The organism is Microbispora siamensis (genome assembly GCF_016863095.1).
Taxonomy (GTDB): domain Bacteria; phylum Actinomycetota; class Actinomycetes; order Streptosporangiales; family Streptosporangiaceae; genus Microbispora; species Microbispora siamensis.
Genome location: NZ_BOOF01000005.1, coordinates 1 through 17062 on the forward strand (window position 1 = coordinate 1; position 17062 = coordinate 17062).

Annotated in this window: 12 protein-coding genes; 6 read left to right on the forward strand and 6 right to left on the reverse strand. The window is 72.3% G+C overall.

Translation table 11 applies throughout. The features are described from left to right. Positions 1-447 precede the first annotated feature (447 nt). Positions 448-3426, forward strand: coding sequence for a helix-turn-helix transcriptional regulator (locus tag Msi02_RS43850; RefSeq protein ID WP_275414089.1), 2979 nt, complete (start codon positions 448-450; stop codon positions 3424-3426). 38 nt (positions 3427-3464) lie between these two features. Then, positions 3465-4970 carry an aldehyde dehydrogenase family protein gene (locus Msi02_RS06560; RefSeq protein WP_204047530.1) on the forward strand — a complete coding sequence of 502 codons (1506 nt, stop codon included), beginning with the start codon at positions 3465-3467 and terminating at the stop codon, positions 4968-4970. 75 nt (positions 4971-5045) lie between these two features. On the opposite strand, the gene Msi02_RS06565 is transcribed toward Msi02_RS06560, so the two are convergent. The 4 genes from Msi02_RS06565 to Msi02_RS06580 form a co-directional block, all read right to left on the reverse strand. Beyond that, on the reverse strand, positions 5046-6296 hold the full coding sequence (locus Msi02_RS06565; RefSeq protein WP_204047531.1) for an epoxide hydrolase family protein: 1251 nt from the start codon (positions 6294-6296) through the stop codon (positions 5046-5048). Positions 6297-6298: 2 nt separating this feature from the next. Continuing rightward, on the reverse strand, positions 6299-6793 hold the full coding sequence (locus Msi02_RS06570) for a MarR family winged helix-turn-helix transcriptional regulator (RefSeq protein ID WP_239108179.1): 495 nt from the start codon (positions 6791-6793) through the stop codon (positions 6299-6301). Positions 6794-6898: 105 nt separating this feature from the next. After that, positions 6899-9868 carry an AAA family ATPase gene (locus Msi02_RS06575; protein WP_204047532.1) on the reverse strand — a complete coding sequence of 990 codons (2970 nt, stop codon included), beginning with the start codon at positions 9866-9868 and terminating at the stop codon, positions 6899-6901. Positions 9869-9881: 13 nt separating this feature from the next. Next, the gene (locus Msi02_RS06580) at positions 9882-10553 is read right to left on the reverse strand and encodes a hypothetical protein (protein WP_204047533.1); all 672 of its coding nucleotides are present in this window, start codon (positions 10551-10553) and stop codon (positions 9882-9884) included. 376 nt (positions 10554-10929) lie between these two features. Between Msi02_RS06580 and Msi02_RS06585 the strand changes: the two genes are divergently transcribed. After that, a complete protein-coding gene (locus tag Msi02_RS06585; protein WP_226872807.1) occupies positions 10930-11256 on the forward strand; it encodes a carboxymuconolactone decarboxylase family protein in 327 nt (108 codons plus the stop codon). 52 nt (positions 11257-11308) lie between these two features. Further along, positions 11309-12058 carry an SDR family NAD(P)-dependent oxidoreductase gene (locus Msi02_RS06590; protein WP_204047535.1) on the forward strand — a complete coding sequence of 250 codons (750 nt, stop codon included), beginning with the start codon at positions 11309-11311 and terminating at the stop codon, positions 12056-12058. Position 12059: 1 nt separating this feature from the next. Here Msi02_RS06590 and Msi02_RS06595 read toward each other — a convergent pair whose 3' ends face one another. Beyond that, positions 12060-13283, reverse strand: coding sequence for a nucleotide sugar dehydrogenase (locus tag Msi02_RS06595; protein ID WP_204047536.1), 1224 nt, complete (start codon positions 13281-13283; stop codon positions 12060-12062). 167 nt (positions 13284-13450) lie between these two features. Here Msi02_RS06595 and Msi02_RS06600 point away from each other — a divergent pair, with 167 nt between their 5' ends. Further along, a complete protein-coding gene (locus Msi02_RS06600; RefSeq protein ID WP_204047537.1) occupies positions 13451-14620 on the forward strand; it encodes a glycosyltransferase in 1170 nt (389 codons plus the stop codon). Next, on the forward strand, positions 14617-15783 hold the full coding sequence (locus Msi02_RS06605; protein WP_204047538.1) for an MraY family glycosyltransferase: 1167 nt from the start codon (positions 14617-14619) through the stop codon (positions 15781-15783). Before Msi02_RS06600 ends, Msi02_RS06605 begins: the two co-directional genes overlap by 4 nt. A gap of 6 nt (positions 15784-15789) precedes the next feature. On the opposite strand, the gene Msi02_RS06610 is transcribed toward Msi02_RS06605, so the two are convergent. After that, entirely contained in the window at positions 15790-17010 is a 1221-nt protein-coding gene (locus Msi02_RS06610) for an ABC transporter ATP-binding protein (RefSeq protein ID WP_193203297.1), read from the reverse strand. Positions 17011-17062 lie beyond the last annotated feature (52 nt).

Consider the following 17062-nt stretch of genomic DNA (forward strand, 5'->3'; position numbering starts at 1 on the left):
CCCGGACGACGAGCAGCCTGACGCGGCCGCGTCTGCGGCCTTTCCAATGAGCGGGGGCGTCCATCATGCGCACTTCCTCCTTCGAGAGCTGACGCGGGCCAGGCACCGCGGGGTGGGGGCGGCCAACGTGACGCCACCGCACCGGCGCCGCGATGCCGAAATTATCGGCAAGCTGGCGAAAGTATCGGACCGCCGGAGTGAGCCGTCAACGTCACCCGAAATGTCGCGGAAAATTACTCTCCGCTCGGCATTGCACGAGGGAAAGCATTCGGCCTGCTGGATAGGTATAGGGCTGCGATCGAACCGCCCGGCGGTCGGTTCTGCGGACGCTGAAAAGTTCAGAAGCCTTTCGGATTACACTTCCGGGCCAGATGCGGCGGCATGCGATGCGGGGCGGGCGGAGGCACGGGACCGGTTCTGTCGGGGCCGCGTGACATACTCGCCTGCGTGGTTGCGCGTACGCCGCAAAGAGTGCTGATCGGGCGTTCCGCCGAGCTCGATCGGCTTGTGGGCGTGCTCGACGCCGCCGCGGCCGGGCTCGCGGGGGTCGCCCTGGTGGGCGGCGACGCGGGGATCGGCAAGACGCGGATCGTCACCGAGCTGTGCGACCTCGCGCAGCGGCGGGGGTTCGTGACACTCACCGGCCAGTGCGCCGAGCTCGGCGACGCCCTGCCCTACCTGCCGCTCGCGGACGCCCTGCGCGGCGCCGCCGATGCCGGCGGTCCGGTCGGCCCAGCCGTCATGGCCCGTCCCGCGCTGCGGCGGCTGCTGCCCGGCGACGAGGCGGGCCCGGCGGAGGAGACCACCGGAGGCCTCGCCCAGCAGCGCCTGTTCGGGTCGGTGCTCGACATGCTGTCGGAGGTGGCCGGGCGGCAGCCGGTCCTGTTCGTGTTCGAGGACCTGCACTGGGCCGACCGCTCGACCCGCGACCTGCTGGTCTTCCTCACCCGCATGCTGCAGCGCGAGCGGGTCTGCCTCGTCGGCACCTACCGGACCGACGACCTGCACCGCCGCCACCCACTGCGCCCGGTCCTGGCCGAGCTGCGGCGGCTGCCGCTGGTCACCTCCGTCGAACTGCCGCCGCTCGGCGACGACGACATGGCGGAGTATCTCGCCACCCTCGACCGGTACGGCGAGGGCCCCGCGGGACCGGTGGCGGGACGCGGCCTGACGACCGTGATCGAGCGTGCCGGGGGCAACCCGTTCTTCGCCGAGGAACTCCTGGCGGCCGGCGCGGAACGGGCGCGGCTGCCGGGAACGCTGGCCGACCTGCTGCTCGCCCGGGTGGAGACCCTGTCGGACACCGCCCGCCAGGTGCTGCGGGTCGCCGCGGTGGCCGGCCGCCGGGTCGGCCATGACCTGCTGCGCGACGCGACCGGGCTCGGCGACCTGCCGCTGGAGGACGCGCTGCGCGAGATCGTCTCCCGGCGGCTGCTCACGGCGGGCAGCGACGGCTACACGTTCCGGCACGCGCTCCTCCAGGAGGCCGTCTACGACGACCTGCTGCCGGGCGAGCGGACCCGTCTGCACATCGCGTTCGCCGCGCTGCTCGCCGAACGCGGCGGGGCCCCCGCCGAACTGGCCCATCACCACCTCGCCGGGCACGACCTGCCGGGCGCGCTGCGCGCGTCGGTGGAGGCCGGACGGCTGGCCGCCGGGCTCGGCGCGCCGGCGGAGGCGCACCGGCACTTCGAGCGGGCGCTGGAGGTCTGGGACCAGGTGCCGGAGGCCGAACGGCTCGCCGGGGAGAGCCGGGCGAGGATCGCGCTGGCCAGCGCCGCGGCGGCGGCCGCGGGCGGCGACTACCACCGGGCGGCGGAGCAGGTGCGGCGGCTGCGCCGCGAGGCGAGCGACCCTGTCCTCGTCGCCGAGACCGGCGAGCGGCTCTCGTACTATCTGGCGGACGCGGGCGGCGACGAGGCCGAGGCGATCGAGGCCGCCCGGGAGGCGGTGGACCTCGCGCCGCACAGCCCGCTGCTGGCCCGGGCCCTGGCCACCTACGCCCGCGCCCTGTCCCGGCAGTACCGCTTCGAGGAGGGGGCGGCGACCGCGTCCAGGGCGCTGGAGGTGGCTCAGGCGACCGGCGCCCGCGACGCCGAGGCCAGCGCCCTCGTCTCGCTCGCCCTGATCGAGGAGGAGTTCGGGAGCAGCCTCGAGCAGGCCGTCGACCTGCTCACTCGCGCCACCCGCCGCCCCTCGGGCGACCTGTCCATCGACCTGCGGGCGCGCTTCAACCTCGCCCGCATCCATTACGAGAACGGCGCCCTCGCCGTGGCCGCCCGCATCACCGAGGACGGCGTACGGCTGGCCGGGGAGACCGGGCTCACCTGGAGCACGTTCGGCACCGACCTGCGCTTCCTGCACTACCTGGTGCACTACGCGGACGGCGACTGGGACACCGCGGAACGGCTGGCGGGAGGGTTCGGCGTCCGGGTCGGCACCCGGGCCGAGGCCCAGCTGTCGTCGTTCGCCCTCTTCGTCGAGGTGGGCCGGGGACGTGCGGGCGCCGACGAGAGACTGCGGTGGCTGTCCCGCTTCTGGCCCGACGTGCTGGTCGCTTACATGGCACGCGGCATGGCGGCCGAGCAGGCGCTGTGGCGCGGCGACCCGCACACCGCGCTCGACCACGTCGATGCGATCGTCGCGGCGCTCGAGCCGTTCGATCCCAGTGTGATCCGCATCGCGGCCACCGGTCTGTGGGCGCTGGCCGATCTCGGCAGGACCGGCGAGCCCTGCGACGACCTGCTGCGGCGGGCGCGGTGGGCGGCGGAGAACGGGCCGAACGGCCCGCGCGCCCGGCTGGGTCCGGAAGGGCTCGCCTGGCTGGCCCGTGCGGAGGCCGAATGGCACCGCGCCCACGGCACGGCCGGCCCGGAGGTCTGGCGGCGCGCCACCGAGGCCTTCGGCTTCGGTTTCGTCTACGAGGAGGCGCGGTCGCGGTGGCGCCTGGCCGAGAGCCTGCTGCGGGCGGGCGATCGCGCGGCGGCCCGCGCCGAGTGGGAGCGCGCGGTGCGCGTCGCCGCCGAGCTGGAAGCCCGGCCCTTCCTGGAGACGCTCAGGGCGGTCGGGGCGCGGGCCGGGTTCCCCGATCCGACGGCGACCACCCCTACGACCACCTCCACGGTCTCCCCCGCCACCCGCGACGGCGGCGCGCGGGAGACGGCCGCCCGTGAGCCGTCGGGGGCCGCGCGGGAATCGGAGCGGCTGGCCGTGCTCACCGCGCGCGAGCGGGAGGTGCTGGCCCATGTCGCGGGCGGCCTGGCCAACCGGGAGATCGGCGAGCGGCTGTTCATCTCGCAGAAGACGGTGAGCGTGCACGTCTCGAACATCCTGGCCAAGCTCGGCGTGACCAGTCGCACGCAGGCCGCCGCGGTCGCCCTCCAGGAGGGGCTGTCGCCGAGCGCCGCGGACGGAAATACTGTGTAATCGAGGCTCGGCACCAGCAACAATTCCGGAGGTCAGCGGTGGCTCGGCAGATCGTTTCCGTCGTCGCGGGTGAGAAGCTCTCCTCTGGCACGCCGTACGAGTCGGTCAACCCGGCGCGGCCCGCGGAGACCGTGGCGACCGTCCTGCTCGCCGGCGCGGACGACTTCGCCGGCGCCTGCCGTGCCGCAGCGGCCGCCCAGCGGGAGTGGGCGCGCGTCCCCGCGCCGGTGCGGGGACGGGTGATCGCCTCGGTCGGCCGCCTGGTCGAGGCCAACACCGAGGCGCTGGCCCGGCTGGTCACCGAGGAGATCGGCAAGCCGTACGCCGAGGCGCTGGGCGAGGTCCGCGAGATCGTGGACACCTGCGACTTCTTCCTGGGCGAGGGCCGCCGCCTCTACGGGCAGACCGTGCCGTCGGAGATGCCCGACAAGAGCCTGTTCACCTTCCGCGTCCCGGTCGGCGTGGCGGCGGTCGTGACGGCGGGCAACTTCCCGGTGGCCGTGCCCTCGTGGTATCTGGTTCCGGCGCTGCTGTGCGGCAACGCGGTGGTGTGGAAACCCGCGGAGTACGCCGCGGCCTCCGCGCACGCGCTCTACCGGCTGTTCGCGGCGGCCGGGCTGCCCGACGGCGTGCTCAACATCGTCTTCGCCGACGGCGGCCAGACGTACGAGGGTCTCGACCGCGCGCTCGGCGAGGGCACCGTGCAGAAGGTCGGCTTCACCGGGTCGAGCGCGGTCGGCCGGGCCGTCGGCGAGCTGTGCGGGCGGCACCTGCAGTCGCCCTGCCTGGAACTCGGCGGCAAGAATCCGATGGTCGTCATGCCGGACGCCGACCTCGACCTCGCCGCCGAGGGCGCCCTGTTCTCGGGCTTCGGCACCGCCGGGCAACGGTGCACGTCCCTCGGCACGGTCATCGTCCACGAGGACGTCCACGACGAGTTCCTGCGCCGGTTCACCGCCGCCGTGCGCGACGCGAAGATCGGCGACCCGAACGGCGACGTGCTGTACGGCCCGCTGCTCGACCACAAGTTCGCCGAGCGATACGAGGAGTACCTGGGCTGGATCCAGCCGCACCACACCGTGCTGCCGGGCCCGGTCGGCCGGATGGAGGGCGAGGGCCTCTACTACCACCCCGTGGTGGTGGACGGCGTCCGTCCCGACGACCGGCTGTTCCTGGAGGAGACGTTCGGCCCGATCGTGGGCGTGACGACGTTCTCCACCCTCGACGAGGCGATCGACCTGGCCAACCGGCCGGGGTACGGCCTGTCGTCGTCCATCTACACCACCGACCCGAAGGCGGTGTTCCGGTTCCGCGAGGGCGTCTCGGCCGGCATGGTCAGCGTCAACAACTCCACCTCAGGCGCGGAGGCCCACCTGCCGTTCGGCGGGAACGGCAAGTCGGGCAACGGCAGCAGGCAGAGCGGCATGTGGGTGCTCGACCAGTTCACCCGCTGGCAGGCGATGAACTGGGACTACTCGGGCCGCCTGCAGAAGGCCCAGATGGACGTGGCGGAGATCACGCCCGATCTGGGCTTCCGGATCTGACCCGGAGGACCGCGTGCCGCCCGGCGACCCGCGGTCCTGACACGCGCGGGCACGACGCCCGGCAGGTGCTCCCGGTCAGCGCCGGCCCCGGAAGGTGCGCCGCAGGTCGTCCACCCATTCGCCCGGGATCTCCCAGGGGATGAAGTGGCCGCCGCGGTCGTGGGCGTTGAGGTTGACGAGGTTGTACCAGCCGGCCCGGTCGCCGTCGAGGTAATGCCGCACACGCTGGTCCGTGCTCACGCCGGGCGGGTTTTCGTGAGCGACGAACGTGAGGCCGGTGGGGGCCTCGACGGCCGGCTGCCGGTCGTGGGACGGAGTCCACGGATAGCGGTTGTTGTTGGCGTAGGTCCTGATCGAGGTGCCGATCGAGTTGGTCACCCAGAAGATCATGGCGTGGGTGAGCAGGTCGTCCTTGGTGAAGACGGTTTCGACGTCGCCGCCGTTGTCGCTCCAGTTCGTCCAGCGCTCCAGCATCCAGGCGAGCATTCCGGCGGGTGAGTCGGACAGTCCGTGGGCGAGGGTGCTCGGGGCGAGCATGTGCGCGGCGAGGTGGACGGCGAACCGCCTGTCCAGCGCGACGACCTGGGCGTGGACGTCGGCGGGCAGGCCGTCGGGGATGGGCCTGCCTCCGCTGAAGTCCCAGGCCCGGTCGCCGTTGAAAAACGTGAGCTTCTGGCCCGACCCGATGTGAATGGCGTGCAGCTCACCGGCGTACTTGTGGCCGAGCTGTCCGGTCACCAGGGCTCCGACGTCGCACCCCGCCGCGCCGTACCTCTCGTAGCCGAGGATCCGGGTCATCAGCGTGTGCCAGAGGTCGGCGACCTTCCAGAAGTTCATGTCCGGGCGGTTCGGCAGCGGGGTGGAGAACCCGAAGCCGGGGAACGAGGGCACGATCACGTCGAACGCCTCGGCCGGGTCGCCACCGTACGCGCCGGGGTCGGCCAGCGGATCGACGACCTTGGACCAGTGCCAGAACGTCCAGGGCCAGCCGTGGGTGAGGATCAGCGGCGTGGGGTCGGGACCGGCGCCGGGCCTGCGCATGAAGTGGACCGGGACACCCTCGACCTCGACCCGGTAGTGCTCGTAGGCGTTGATGGCGGCCTCGGCCGCCCGCCAGTCGTACCCGTCGCGCCAGTAGTCGACGAGCTCCCGCAGGTAGGCGGCGCTCACGCCGTAGCGCCAGTCGTCGTTGCCCGCGTCGTCGGGCAGGCGGGTCAGCTCCAGGCGCCGCCGCAGGTCGGCGAGCACGTCGTCCGGCACGTGGATCGGCGCGGGCTCCAGGGGGAACGGCCGGGTCGCGGCGGACGGGGTGGTCGTGGGGCTCATCGTCATCTCCTCGCACTGTCGCGCGGCGTGTCCGCGCCGGGGTCCGTGCCGGGGGCGGTACCGGGGACGCTGTGCAGGTCGACCATGCGGGCCAGCGCGGGCAGCGCCGCGGCGATGGCCGCCCGCTCCGCCTCGGTGAGCAGGTCGGCGAGCTCGGAGAGCCGGGCCATGCGCTCGGCGCGCCGTCCGTCCACGATCGCGGCGCCCGCGGCCGTGACGTGGACGAGGACCGCCCGGCCGTCCGACGGATCCGGGTGGCGCTCCACCAGGCCCTCGCGCTCCAGCTTGGTCACCATCTGGGTGATCGCCGACTGGGTGACCTGTTCGCTGCCGGCGAGTTCGGTGAGCCGCTTGGGGCCGTCGCCCGCCAGCGTGTGCAGCACGGACAGGGTCGTGAAGCTCAGCCGCCGCTCCGCGGGCAACCGGATGTGCATCCGGGTGAAGTCTTCGAGCACGCGGGTCAGGCGGGCGATGCTCAGCGCGGCGTTCTCGGGCACGCGGGAAACTGTATCAGAAACTTAATTAAGTTACTGAAGCGAATGATCCCTGGAAACGCCGATCCCCGGCGGGCACGGCCCACCGGGGATCGGATCACAGGTGTCTCAGGCCTCCGGGCCTCGCCTGCCGTCGTAGCCGAGCAGCCGCATCGCGACCTCGGGGTCCATGGCCGCCGCGAGCAACTGCGCTCGTTCGGCCGCCCGGTCTCTGGCCTCCTCGGCCCGCCGCCGCCCCGCCTGGTGGGAGCGGACCAGCAGGACCGCGACCGCGATGCCGCCGATCACCGCGACCAGCGCGACGGCGAGCAGGACGGCCGTGCCGGCGGGCACGCCCCCGACCGCGGCGGCGCCCCCGGCGCCGGCCACCCCCCGCGGCGAGGCGAACAGCAACACCCCCAGCAGCGTGAGCAGCACCACCGCCACGACGACGCCGACGACCGCCCACAGCGCGCCGTACGACGTGCGAGGCGGCGCGGCGGGCGACATCCCGGGCAGCGGGGCCGGGGAGAGCGGTGGCTGTGTGCCGTTCCACGGCACGAAGTCCGGCTGCGTCACCCCCGGCTGCGCCACCGGGGCGTGCCCGTTCCCGCCGGCCAGGCCGTTCGGCGGCGGGGCGACCAGCACCGGCGCGCCACCGCCCGAGGACGCCGCCACGACCGACGCCTCGATCACCCGCGCCCGGGGCAGCGGAAGCTCGACCGGGACCTCGCTGTGCGCCTTGTGGGCCGCCACCGCGGCCGTGTGGTAGGCCTCGATCTCCTCGTAGAACTCGTCGGAGGTGTAGACGGTGCCGTCGATCAGCGGGCCCATCCTGCCCTCGATGACCGCGACCACGTCGTCGCCGTTGAGCGTCTTGTGCTGTTCCAGCGCGTGCGCGACCGACAGCACCTCGCGGCGGTTCTCGCGCAGCAGCTCGGCCGTCTTCTCCAGCAGCCGGCTGAGATTGAACTCGATCCGCTCGGGGAGCATGTCGGGCACCATCTCGTCGCGCCGGCCCGCTGGAGTGCCGGTGAAGCCGATGCCGCCGCCCCCGGGCTGCGGCTGGGCCGCCTTGCCCTCGCGCAGGCCGAGCTCCTGCAGGGCGGGCAGCGAGGCCACCCCGATGCCCATCCCCCAGTGGGCCTCCATCAGTCCGGTGATCGCGGTCGCGCTCTGCAGGTCGCCGGAGACGCCGGAGGAGTTGTCCTCGCCGAAGAACATCCGCTCCCCCGCCAGCGAGGCGAGGGACACCATGATGTCGGCCTCGTACTCCGACTTCCACCGGGTGAACTGGTCCTCCGGCTTGATGCTGGCCACCATGCCGAGGTAGTCGGCGCCCTTCTCGATCGTCGCCAGGTCGATCTCCAGGTGGTGGCGGGTGCGGTAGGCGGCGACCGCGTGGCACGCCTCGTGCACCGCGACCGCGTGCCGCTCACGCTCGATGTACTCGACGTCCTCCGGCGGCCCGAGCTGCTTGAGCCGCTTGGCCCGCATGACGTCCGACCAGGTGATGGTCTCCCGGCCGTCCCGGATCGCGGTGATCAGCGACTCGTTGACCAGGTCCTTGATCGTCGCGCCGGTGGCGTACGGCGTGATCGTGGCGAGCTTGTCGATCTGCTCGTCGGTGAGCTGGTGGCTGACCTTGTCGAAGTAGCCCTTGTACGTGCGGATCCGGCCCGCCTTGGAGGGGTAGCCGACCTTGTAGATGCGGTCGATGCGGCCGGGCCGCAGCAGCGCCTCGTCCAGGGCCTCGGGCAGGTTGGTGGCCATCATGATGAGGATGCGGTACTTCGGCGGCGGCTTGGGCCGCATGCCGAGCAGCCTGCGCACGTAGCGGTTGACGAAGCCGCGCGGCTTCTTCAGTCCGGAGATCTCGGTGAGCAGCGCCTCCAGCGTGCCCATGCCGCCACCGCCGCCGCCCATGCCCGCGCCGTACACGATGCGGTTGACGAAGGCGCCGGTGCGCGGCATCCGCGGAGGCGCGGCCTCGGCGGCCGGGCCGGCGGCGTGACGGCCGAGCACGGTACGCGTGTGCGGGTCGAGGTAGGCGAAGCCGTTGCAGCCGGAGTCCTCGAACGGCGCAGGCACCGACCTGCCCCAGCCGCCGGGCCCGCCCTGCGCGAGGGCGCCGCGGTTGCCGAGCGAGTCGGCCTCGTCGAAGAACACGATGACGCCGCCGTACCGCAGGGCCAGCTTGCGCAGCTTGCGGAACAGCGACTTGACCTTCAGGACGCCGACGCCGAAGAACATGTTGATGAACGCACCCGGGTCGACGAACACGTACGGCTTGCCGGTGGAGCCGGCGACGGCCTCGGCCATCAGCGTCTTGCCGGTGCCGGGAGGGCCCCACAGCAGGATGCCGCTGGGCACGTAACCGCCCCTGGCCTCGATCTCGTCCGGCTTCTCCAGGAAGACGATGTTCTCCTTGACCCGCTCGACGACGTGGTCCTGGCCCCAGACATCCGAGAAGCGCGTCTTGATGTCGTCGGGGTAGTAGACGTCGACGCCGCCCCGCGACAGGAACCAGAAGATCGCCACGAACTGCCCGACGGCGACCACCATGATCAGCACGAGCTGCAGGACCATGGGGAGGAAGCCCCACACGGTGGCCGGCACGCTGTACAGCGCCTCGAGCGGCGAGACCTGCTGCACCTTGCCCAGCACCAGCGCGATGACCGCGATCCAGACGACCCACTTGATCGCGCGGGCGATGCGGTAGCGGTTCCAGTCGTTGAACCTGCGGTGCGTCCAGCGGTTCCAGCCGCCGAAGACCTTCTTCGTCCAGAACCGGTGGTAGCCGGCCGAGCGCTCGCTGATGAGGAAGTGGATCTGCCGGACCACCTCGATGCCCGCGAGCCACAGCACCCAGGAGGCGTTCATCACCGTACGGGCCGCGGCGTCGTGCAGCGAGATGATCCCCGGGAACGTCGCGATCTCGTTCCAGAACAGCACGCCGAACGCGACGGCGAGCAGGATCAGGAACTTGGTGCGGTCCCACAGCGGCAGACGTTTCCTGGTGACGGGGTCGCGGTCCACCGGACCCGACCCCGGCTCGCGAAGCCCCTCGTGGTGCTTCGGTGGGAGGGCCGTGCTCATATGAGGGGCTCCTTCACGGGTTGATGAGGTGCTTGACCTTGAAGGACTTGACGACGGTGGCGATCTCCGCGGCGCGCTTCTTGTAGCACGCGGGCGTGCAGCGGATCAGAAGAGTGGAGACCGTCGTCCCGTCGGCAGACAGGTAGGCGGTCTTGTCGAACGTCTGCACCGGCCCGCTTCCCACCCGGTAGTTGTAGACGCTGTGGACGCCCCGGACGCCGTCCTCGATGGGCAGCACCTCGTCGGACAGCAACTCGAAGCCCGAAAAGCCGCTCGCCTCGATCGCCTGCCGCTGCTCCTCCGTCACGGGCACCGGAATCGGCGGGGACAGGCGCAGGGCGTCGAGCGACACCGCGTTCTGGTCGTCCTCGCTGAGCTTCTGCACCTTCGCGAACACGAACGGCTTGTCCTCGGCGCCGGCCGAACCCTGAAGCAGGTGCACGAGGGATGGCTCGTCATAAGCGTCGAACGCCGCCGTCCACAGCGCCTGCTTCGCGAGCTGGGCTTTGGCCGACTCGGCGTCGCCGAAGATCTCCTTGTCGAGGGTCTTCTGGTCGATCTGCCGCCATGACGCGGGGACCTTGAAGTAGGTGTCGCCAGAATCGTCGCGTACGTAGGTGTATTCGGGGCCGGCACAGCCGGACAGCAAGGAGGCGGCCACCGCCGCCCCCACGACCGTTCCCACCACCCCGGTCCTTACCCGCGGTCTTTCCACCAGGGCCCAACCTCCGCTTTGCGGGTCTACGAGGTAGTAGTGCCCGTTTTCCAACTATCCCTCTCAACGGTAAATCTGCGATGGGCCGGAAAACTAGACCGAATCTTTCTCGGATCTTGGCTCTTCCTGTTATACGGAGGCTGCTCGCGTCGTCCGGCCGGCATCGGCACCCGCCCCCGGTGGCCCTCCTGAAGGCGATACCCAATGGACGACCGGCGAAAGCAGGGGAAGACCCACGCGGTGAGATCGACGGCTGTCGGATGAGCAGATGATGTAACACCTGACTGCCTCGAACACGACAACTTGATGCATGCCGTCAGGAATCACCGTGGGAAGGCTGGCGCACATGAAGCAGGTCTACGAAGAAGACGGCACCGGCGAGGGGCCGGACGGCTTCTTCGGAGTGACGGCGGAGCGCATGTTCTCCGAGGTGTGGTCCCGGCAGGTCCTCACGGTCAGGGAACGGCGGTTGCTGCTGCTCGGCCTGCTCGTCGGCCAGGACATGGACGACATGCTCGAACTGCACCTCGACACCGCCCTGCGCTCGGGCGAGCTGACCCCGGCCGAACTGCGCGAGACGGTCGTGTTCCTCACCCTGTACGCCGGGTGGCCCCGCGCCGCCCGGCTCAGCGCGAAGGTGGAGGAGCTCATCAGCAGAACCGCCGAGATGTGACCGCCGCCACGGGGCCGGACGAGTGGACCCGTGCGGTGGGTACGCTGCCGTCATGCCCACCGCACTCATCACCGGCGCGACCGCCGGGATCGGCGCCGCCTTCGCGCGCCGCCTGGCCGCCGACGGATTCTCCCTGGTCCTGGTGGCCCGCGACGAGGAGCGGCTCGCCGCCTCCGCCGAAGCCCTGCACAAGCGGTACGGCGTGCCGGTCGAGCCGCTGTGCGCCGACCTGGCCACGGAGGAGGGGATGGCGGCGGCCGAGGAGCGGCTGCGCTCCGGCATCGACCTGCTGGTCAACAACGCCGGGTTCGGGCACCACGGCGGCTTCCTGGACACCCCCGTGGAGGACGAGGTCCGGATGCTGCGGCTGCACTGCGAAGCCGTGCTGCGGCTGACCCGGGCGGCCCTGCCGTACATGATCTCCAAGAGGCGGGGCGGGGTGATCAACGTGGCCTCGGTCGCGGCGTTCCTCCCCGGCGGCACCTACAGCGCCACGAAGTCGTGGGTGGTGAACTACAGCGCCTCGGCCGCCAACATGGTCAACCGGCACGGCGTGCGGGTGATGGCGCTGTGCCCGGGGTTCGTGCGCACCGAGTTCCACGACCGGGCCAAGCTCGACATGTCCGGCCTGCCGCCCTTCGCGTGGCTGTCGGCCGACCGCGTTGCCGCCGACGCGATGCGCGACCTGGCCCGCGGGGCCTGGGTGAGCGTCCCGTCGGCCCGCTACAAGGCGGTCGCGGCGCTCGTCAGGCTCCTGCCGCTCAACCTGGTCGGCCGCGTGGCGCGGCTGCGCTACCGCTGAGTCACAGCCGTTCGACGTTGGGGCCGCGGCAGCGGCCCCGGGTGTCGAAGACGAACCGGCCGGCCCGCTGGACCAGGTCGTAGTCGTAGCAGTCCTGCCCGCCGAGCACGACGACCGCGTCGGCCCTGGCCAGCTCGGCGGCGTCCGGCTCGACGATCTCGACCCCGGCCGGTACGACGAGGTCCTCCGCCATGGGGTCGGCGGCCCGCACCCGCGCGCCGAGCCGGCACAGCGTCTTGGCGACCTCGACCGGCGACAGTCCGAGCAGCAGGATCCTGCTGCCCCTGATCGAGCGGCACCTCCGGTTGAGCGCGAGGCAGAGCCGGTCCACGACATGGGCGGGCATGTGCGCGTTGACGTCGTTGGCCGCCTCGACCAGCCGGAATCCCCGCCCGACGCCGCGCCGGATCCCCCACGGCAGGTACGCCACGTCGAGCGGCAGGCAGGAGTCCTCGAGCCCGGGGCAGGGTGCCACGGCGGCATGCTGGAAGGGCGTGGTGGCGGCGGCCTCGACCGCCTCCCACGCGTCGACGCCGAGGTGCGCGGCGAAGATCGACAGCTCGTTCGCCAGGGCCGCGCCGACGTGCGCGCGGGCGCTCTCCAGCAGCGCGCACAGCTCCGACACCCGGGGCGAGGAGACCGGGACGGTCTCCCGTACGAGCCTGCCGTAGAAGTCCGTCACCGCCCGCAGCGAGGCCGGGCCGACGCCCGAGACGACCTTGGGCGTGTTGCCGAGCCGCCAGCGCGGGTTGCCCGGCTCGGCCCGGTGCGGGCTGTGGCCGAGGTGGAAGTCGTCCCCGGCGCGCAGTCCCGATCCCCGTTCGAGCAGCGGCCGTACGAACTCCTCCGTGGTGCCGGGATAGGCGGTGCCCTCCAGCACCACGGTCGCCCCCGGACGCAGGAACGGGGCGATCCGGCCGGCGGCCGAGCCGAGCGGGCCGAGGTCGGGCGCGCCGTTCCGCATCCGCACGGGCGAGGTGAGCACGCAGACGTCGAACCCGGAGGCGTCGGCCGTGTCGGCGCTGGCGGCGTACCGGCCGGAGGCGTGCGCGGCGGCCAGCGCGCCCGCTCCGACGCCCTCGGCACACGGCTCCCCCGCGTTCAGCCGCTTGACCCGCCACTCGTCCTCGTCGAGGCCGACGACGCGGAACCCGGCCTCCACGGCCCGCATCGCCAGGGGCAGCCCGGCCGGGCCCTGGCCCACGACCACCAGCTTCTCCGCCACGCTACGAACTGTAGGAGCGACCCCGCCGCCGCCCCCGGGATTGGCGGACGGGACGGCTGTAAGGCTTGGGTACGGATAGGGAAAAGTCTCTTCCGGCGGCGTCCGGGCGACCCGTCGGCGGTGGGACCGCGGACTAGCTTCTCCGACATGATCAGGGAGGAGCCAGCATGAAACCGGACGACCGGATTCGTGTCATGGAGATAATCGCCCGGATGAACGTGAGCGGTCCCGCCACCCAGGTCACGGGGTTGTGCGAGCGGCTCAGCCCGGTGGAGTTCGACCACCGCCTGTACACCGGGTACGTCGACGGCGGCGAAGGCGACCACCTGCAGCTTCGCGACGTGACGATTCCGGTCCACCGGGTGCCGGGCCTCGGCCGCGCGATCAAACCCGCCGACGACTACCGGGCCCTGTTCCGGCTGGCGAACGCGATGCGCGAGTTCAGGCCGCACATCGTGCACACAAGGACCACCAAGGCGGGCGCGCTCGGCCGCCTCGCGGTGCGGCTGTCGGGCGTCGGGGCGGCCCGGGTGCACAGCTACCACGGCCACCTCCTCGACGGACAGCTCTCCCGCCTGCGGCGGGCCGTCTACGTCCGCACCGAGCGCCGGCTGGCGAGGATGACCGACCGCCTCGTCACGGTCGGCGCCCGGGTGCGCGACGACCTCCTCGCGGCCGGGATCGGCCGGCCCGAGCAGTACGTCGTCATCCCGCCCGGCGTTGGGCTCGCCCCGCTGCCCGAGCGCGCCCGGGCCCGCGCCGCGCTGGGCGTCCCGCTCGACGCGCCGGTCGTGGCCTACGTCGGCCGGCTGAAGAAGGCCAAGCGGCCCGACCGGCTCGCGGAGGTCGCCAGGGCGGTCCTCGCCCGGCTGCCCGGCGCCCGGTTCCTCGTCTGCGGCAGCGGCGAGCTGAAGGAGGAGGTGGAGCGGGCCGTCATGCCGATGTGGGACTCCTTCCGGCTGCTCGGCTGGCGGCGCGACGTCGAGACCGTGTACGCCGCGGCCGACGTGGTGCTGCTCACCTCCGACAGCGAGGGCACGCCGCTGGCGCTCGTGGAGGCCGGCATGGCGGGCCTGCCGGTGGTGGCCACGCGGGTCGGCAGCGTCCCCGAGGTCGTCATGGACCACCGCACCGGGTTCCTGACCGAGCCGGACGCCGACGAGATGGCCGACCACGTCGTACGGCTGCTGGTGGACCCCGGCCTGGCCCGGCGGATGGGCGAGTCGGCCCGCGCGTGGACCGGGCGGGCGTTCTGCGTGGACCGGCTGGTGGCCGACACCGAGGCCCTCTACCGGGCGCTGCGCGGCGCGACGCGGTCGGAGGTGGGCAGCCGATGACGCCCCTTCCGGCGCTGGCCCCCGCGCTCGCGGGAGCGGCCGCCTGCCTGCTCGCCACCGCGGGCCTGCGCCCGGTGCGCCGTACGATCCCCTACCTGGGCGGGGTGACGCTGGCGGCGGCCACGACGGGCGCCGCGGCGGCGGGCACGATGACGGCCCTGGGCTCGCCGGACCGGAGGGTGAGCGCGGTCCTGCTGGCCGCCGCAGCGGTGGCGCTGCTCGGACTGATCGCGGACGTGGGCGCGCTGCCGCTCGTCACGCGGCTCATCGTGGAGTCGGTGGCGGCGGGCGGGGTCGTGATGTGCGGCGTGCAGGTGACGCTGACGGGCGACTGGCTGGACGGCCCGGTCAGCGTGATGTGGATCGTCGCGCTGACCAACGCGTATGGGCTGCTCGACCGGCTCGGCGGCGCGCTGGCCGCGGTCGCCGCCGTCACCGGCGCGTTCCTCGCCGTAACGGCGCTCGTGCTGGGCGACCCGCTCCTGGCGGTGCTCGCCGCCGCCCTGGCCGGGGCGTGCCTCGGCGCCCTCCCGTACGGCAGGGCGCGGGGCAGGGTGCGGCTCGGGCCGTCCGGCTCGCTGTTCGCCGGGTTCGTCCTGACCTGCACGGCAGCCGGGCTGACGGCCGGACGCGGCTCGGCCGTGGTCGCGTCCGGGCTGCTGCTGCCGGCGCTGGCGGCCATCGTGGGCGCCGGGGCGTACGCCGTCCACCGGCCGCGGCGCGGCGCGAGGTGGCCGGCGGGGCCGGCGCGGAAGGCGGCGCCCGCCCTGTGCGTCGTCTCGGCCGGCACCGGGACGGCCGGGCTCGCGGTCGCGCTCGGCTGGATGCCCGCGGGAGCCACGGCCGCGGTCACCGCCGCCACCGCCGCGACCGTCGCCGCGCTGCTCGTCTACGCGCGTCTCCGGCGCGACCTTGTCCGCGCGCGCCTCCGGCACGACCTGACTTCCGCGCGCCTCCGGCACGACCCGATTGATGCGCGCCTCCGGCACGACCCGATTGATGCGCGCCTCCGGCACGACCTCGTCGATGCGGATGTCCGGGCGCGCCCGAGGCGGGCGTGGACGTCCTTGTGGACGCCGGCCGGCGACGATCGGCCGCGCGGGCGCGTGCCGCACCCGCGCTCCGCCGGAAATCCCCCGCCGCCCGTAGTACGGCGGGGGTGACCGGGGTCAGCGGCCGATGTTGGCCTCGTGGCCGATGGACAGGCCCGAGTCGACGTCGAAGAAGTGCAGGTTGTGCGTGTCGACGACCAGCTCGATCTCCTGGCCGGGACGGACGTGGCTGCGGGCGTTGACACGCGCGGTCCACAGCGACTTGTCGCCGGTCAGCGGCAGCGTCGTCTCCTCGTCGTCGCCGTCGTGGGCGGCGGCCACGGTGTCCTTGTGCTCGACCGGCGGGGCGTCGATCGTGAACAGGACGTTGATCTCCGAGCCCAGCTCCTCGGTGACGTTGGCGCGGACGGGGATGCGCACCCACCCGGCGCTGTTGCCGCTGGCCGAGCCGGCGTCCTCGAAGTCGGAGGGCCGGATGCCGAGGATGATCTTTCGGCCGATGTAGCGGTCGAGGCCCGGCTTCTCGGCGAAGGTCGAGTCGGGGACGGGGAGACGGTAGCCGGCGAAGGCCACGGCCGCGCCGCCGTTGTCGCGGATCAGCTCGGCGTAGCTGAAGTTCATGGACGGGGAGCCCATGAAGCCGGCGACGAACAGGTTGACCGGGTCGTCGAACAGGTTCTGCGGGGTGTCCACCTGCTGGAGCACGCCGTCGCGCAGGACGCAGACGCGGTCGCCCAGGGTCATGGCCTCGACCTGGTCGTGGGTGACGTAGACCGTGGTGACGCCGAGGTTCTCGTGGAGCTGGTTGAGCGAGGCGCGCATGGAGACGCGGAGCTTGGCGTCCAGGTTGGACAGCGGCTCGTCCATGAGGAAGGCCTGCGGCTCGCGGACGATGGCGCGGCCCATCGCGACACGCTGGCGCTGACCACCGGACAGGGCGGCCGGCTTGCGCTTGAGGTACTGCTCCAGGCCGAGCATGCGGGCGGCCTCGTTGACCCGCTTCTGGATCTCGGGCTTCGACATCTTGCGCAGCTTGAGACCGAAGGCGAGGTTCTCCTCGACCGTCATGTGCGGGTACAGCGCGTAGTTCTGGAAGACCATCGCGATGTCGCGGTCCTTCGGGGGAAGGTGGTTCACGACACGGTCGCCGATGACGATCTCGCCGCCGCTGATGTCCTCCAGGCCGGCGATCATCCGCAGGGCGGTGGACTTGCCACATCCCGACGGGCCGACCAGCACCATGAACTCGCCGTCCTTGATCTCCAGGTTCAGGCCGTTCACGGCCTTCACCCCACCCGCATAGATCTTGTCGACGTTGTTCAGAACGATAGAAGCCATGCCAGTCCTTCGCGCTTCCGAGACAAGAGGAAGTGGATACGTTTTCAAGACT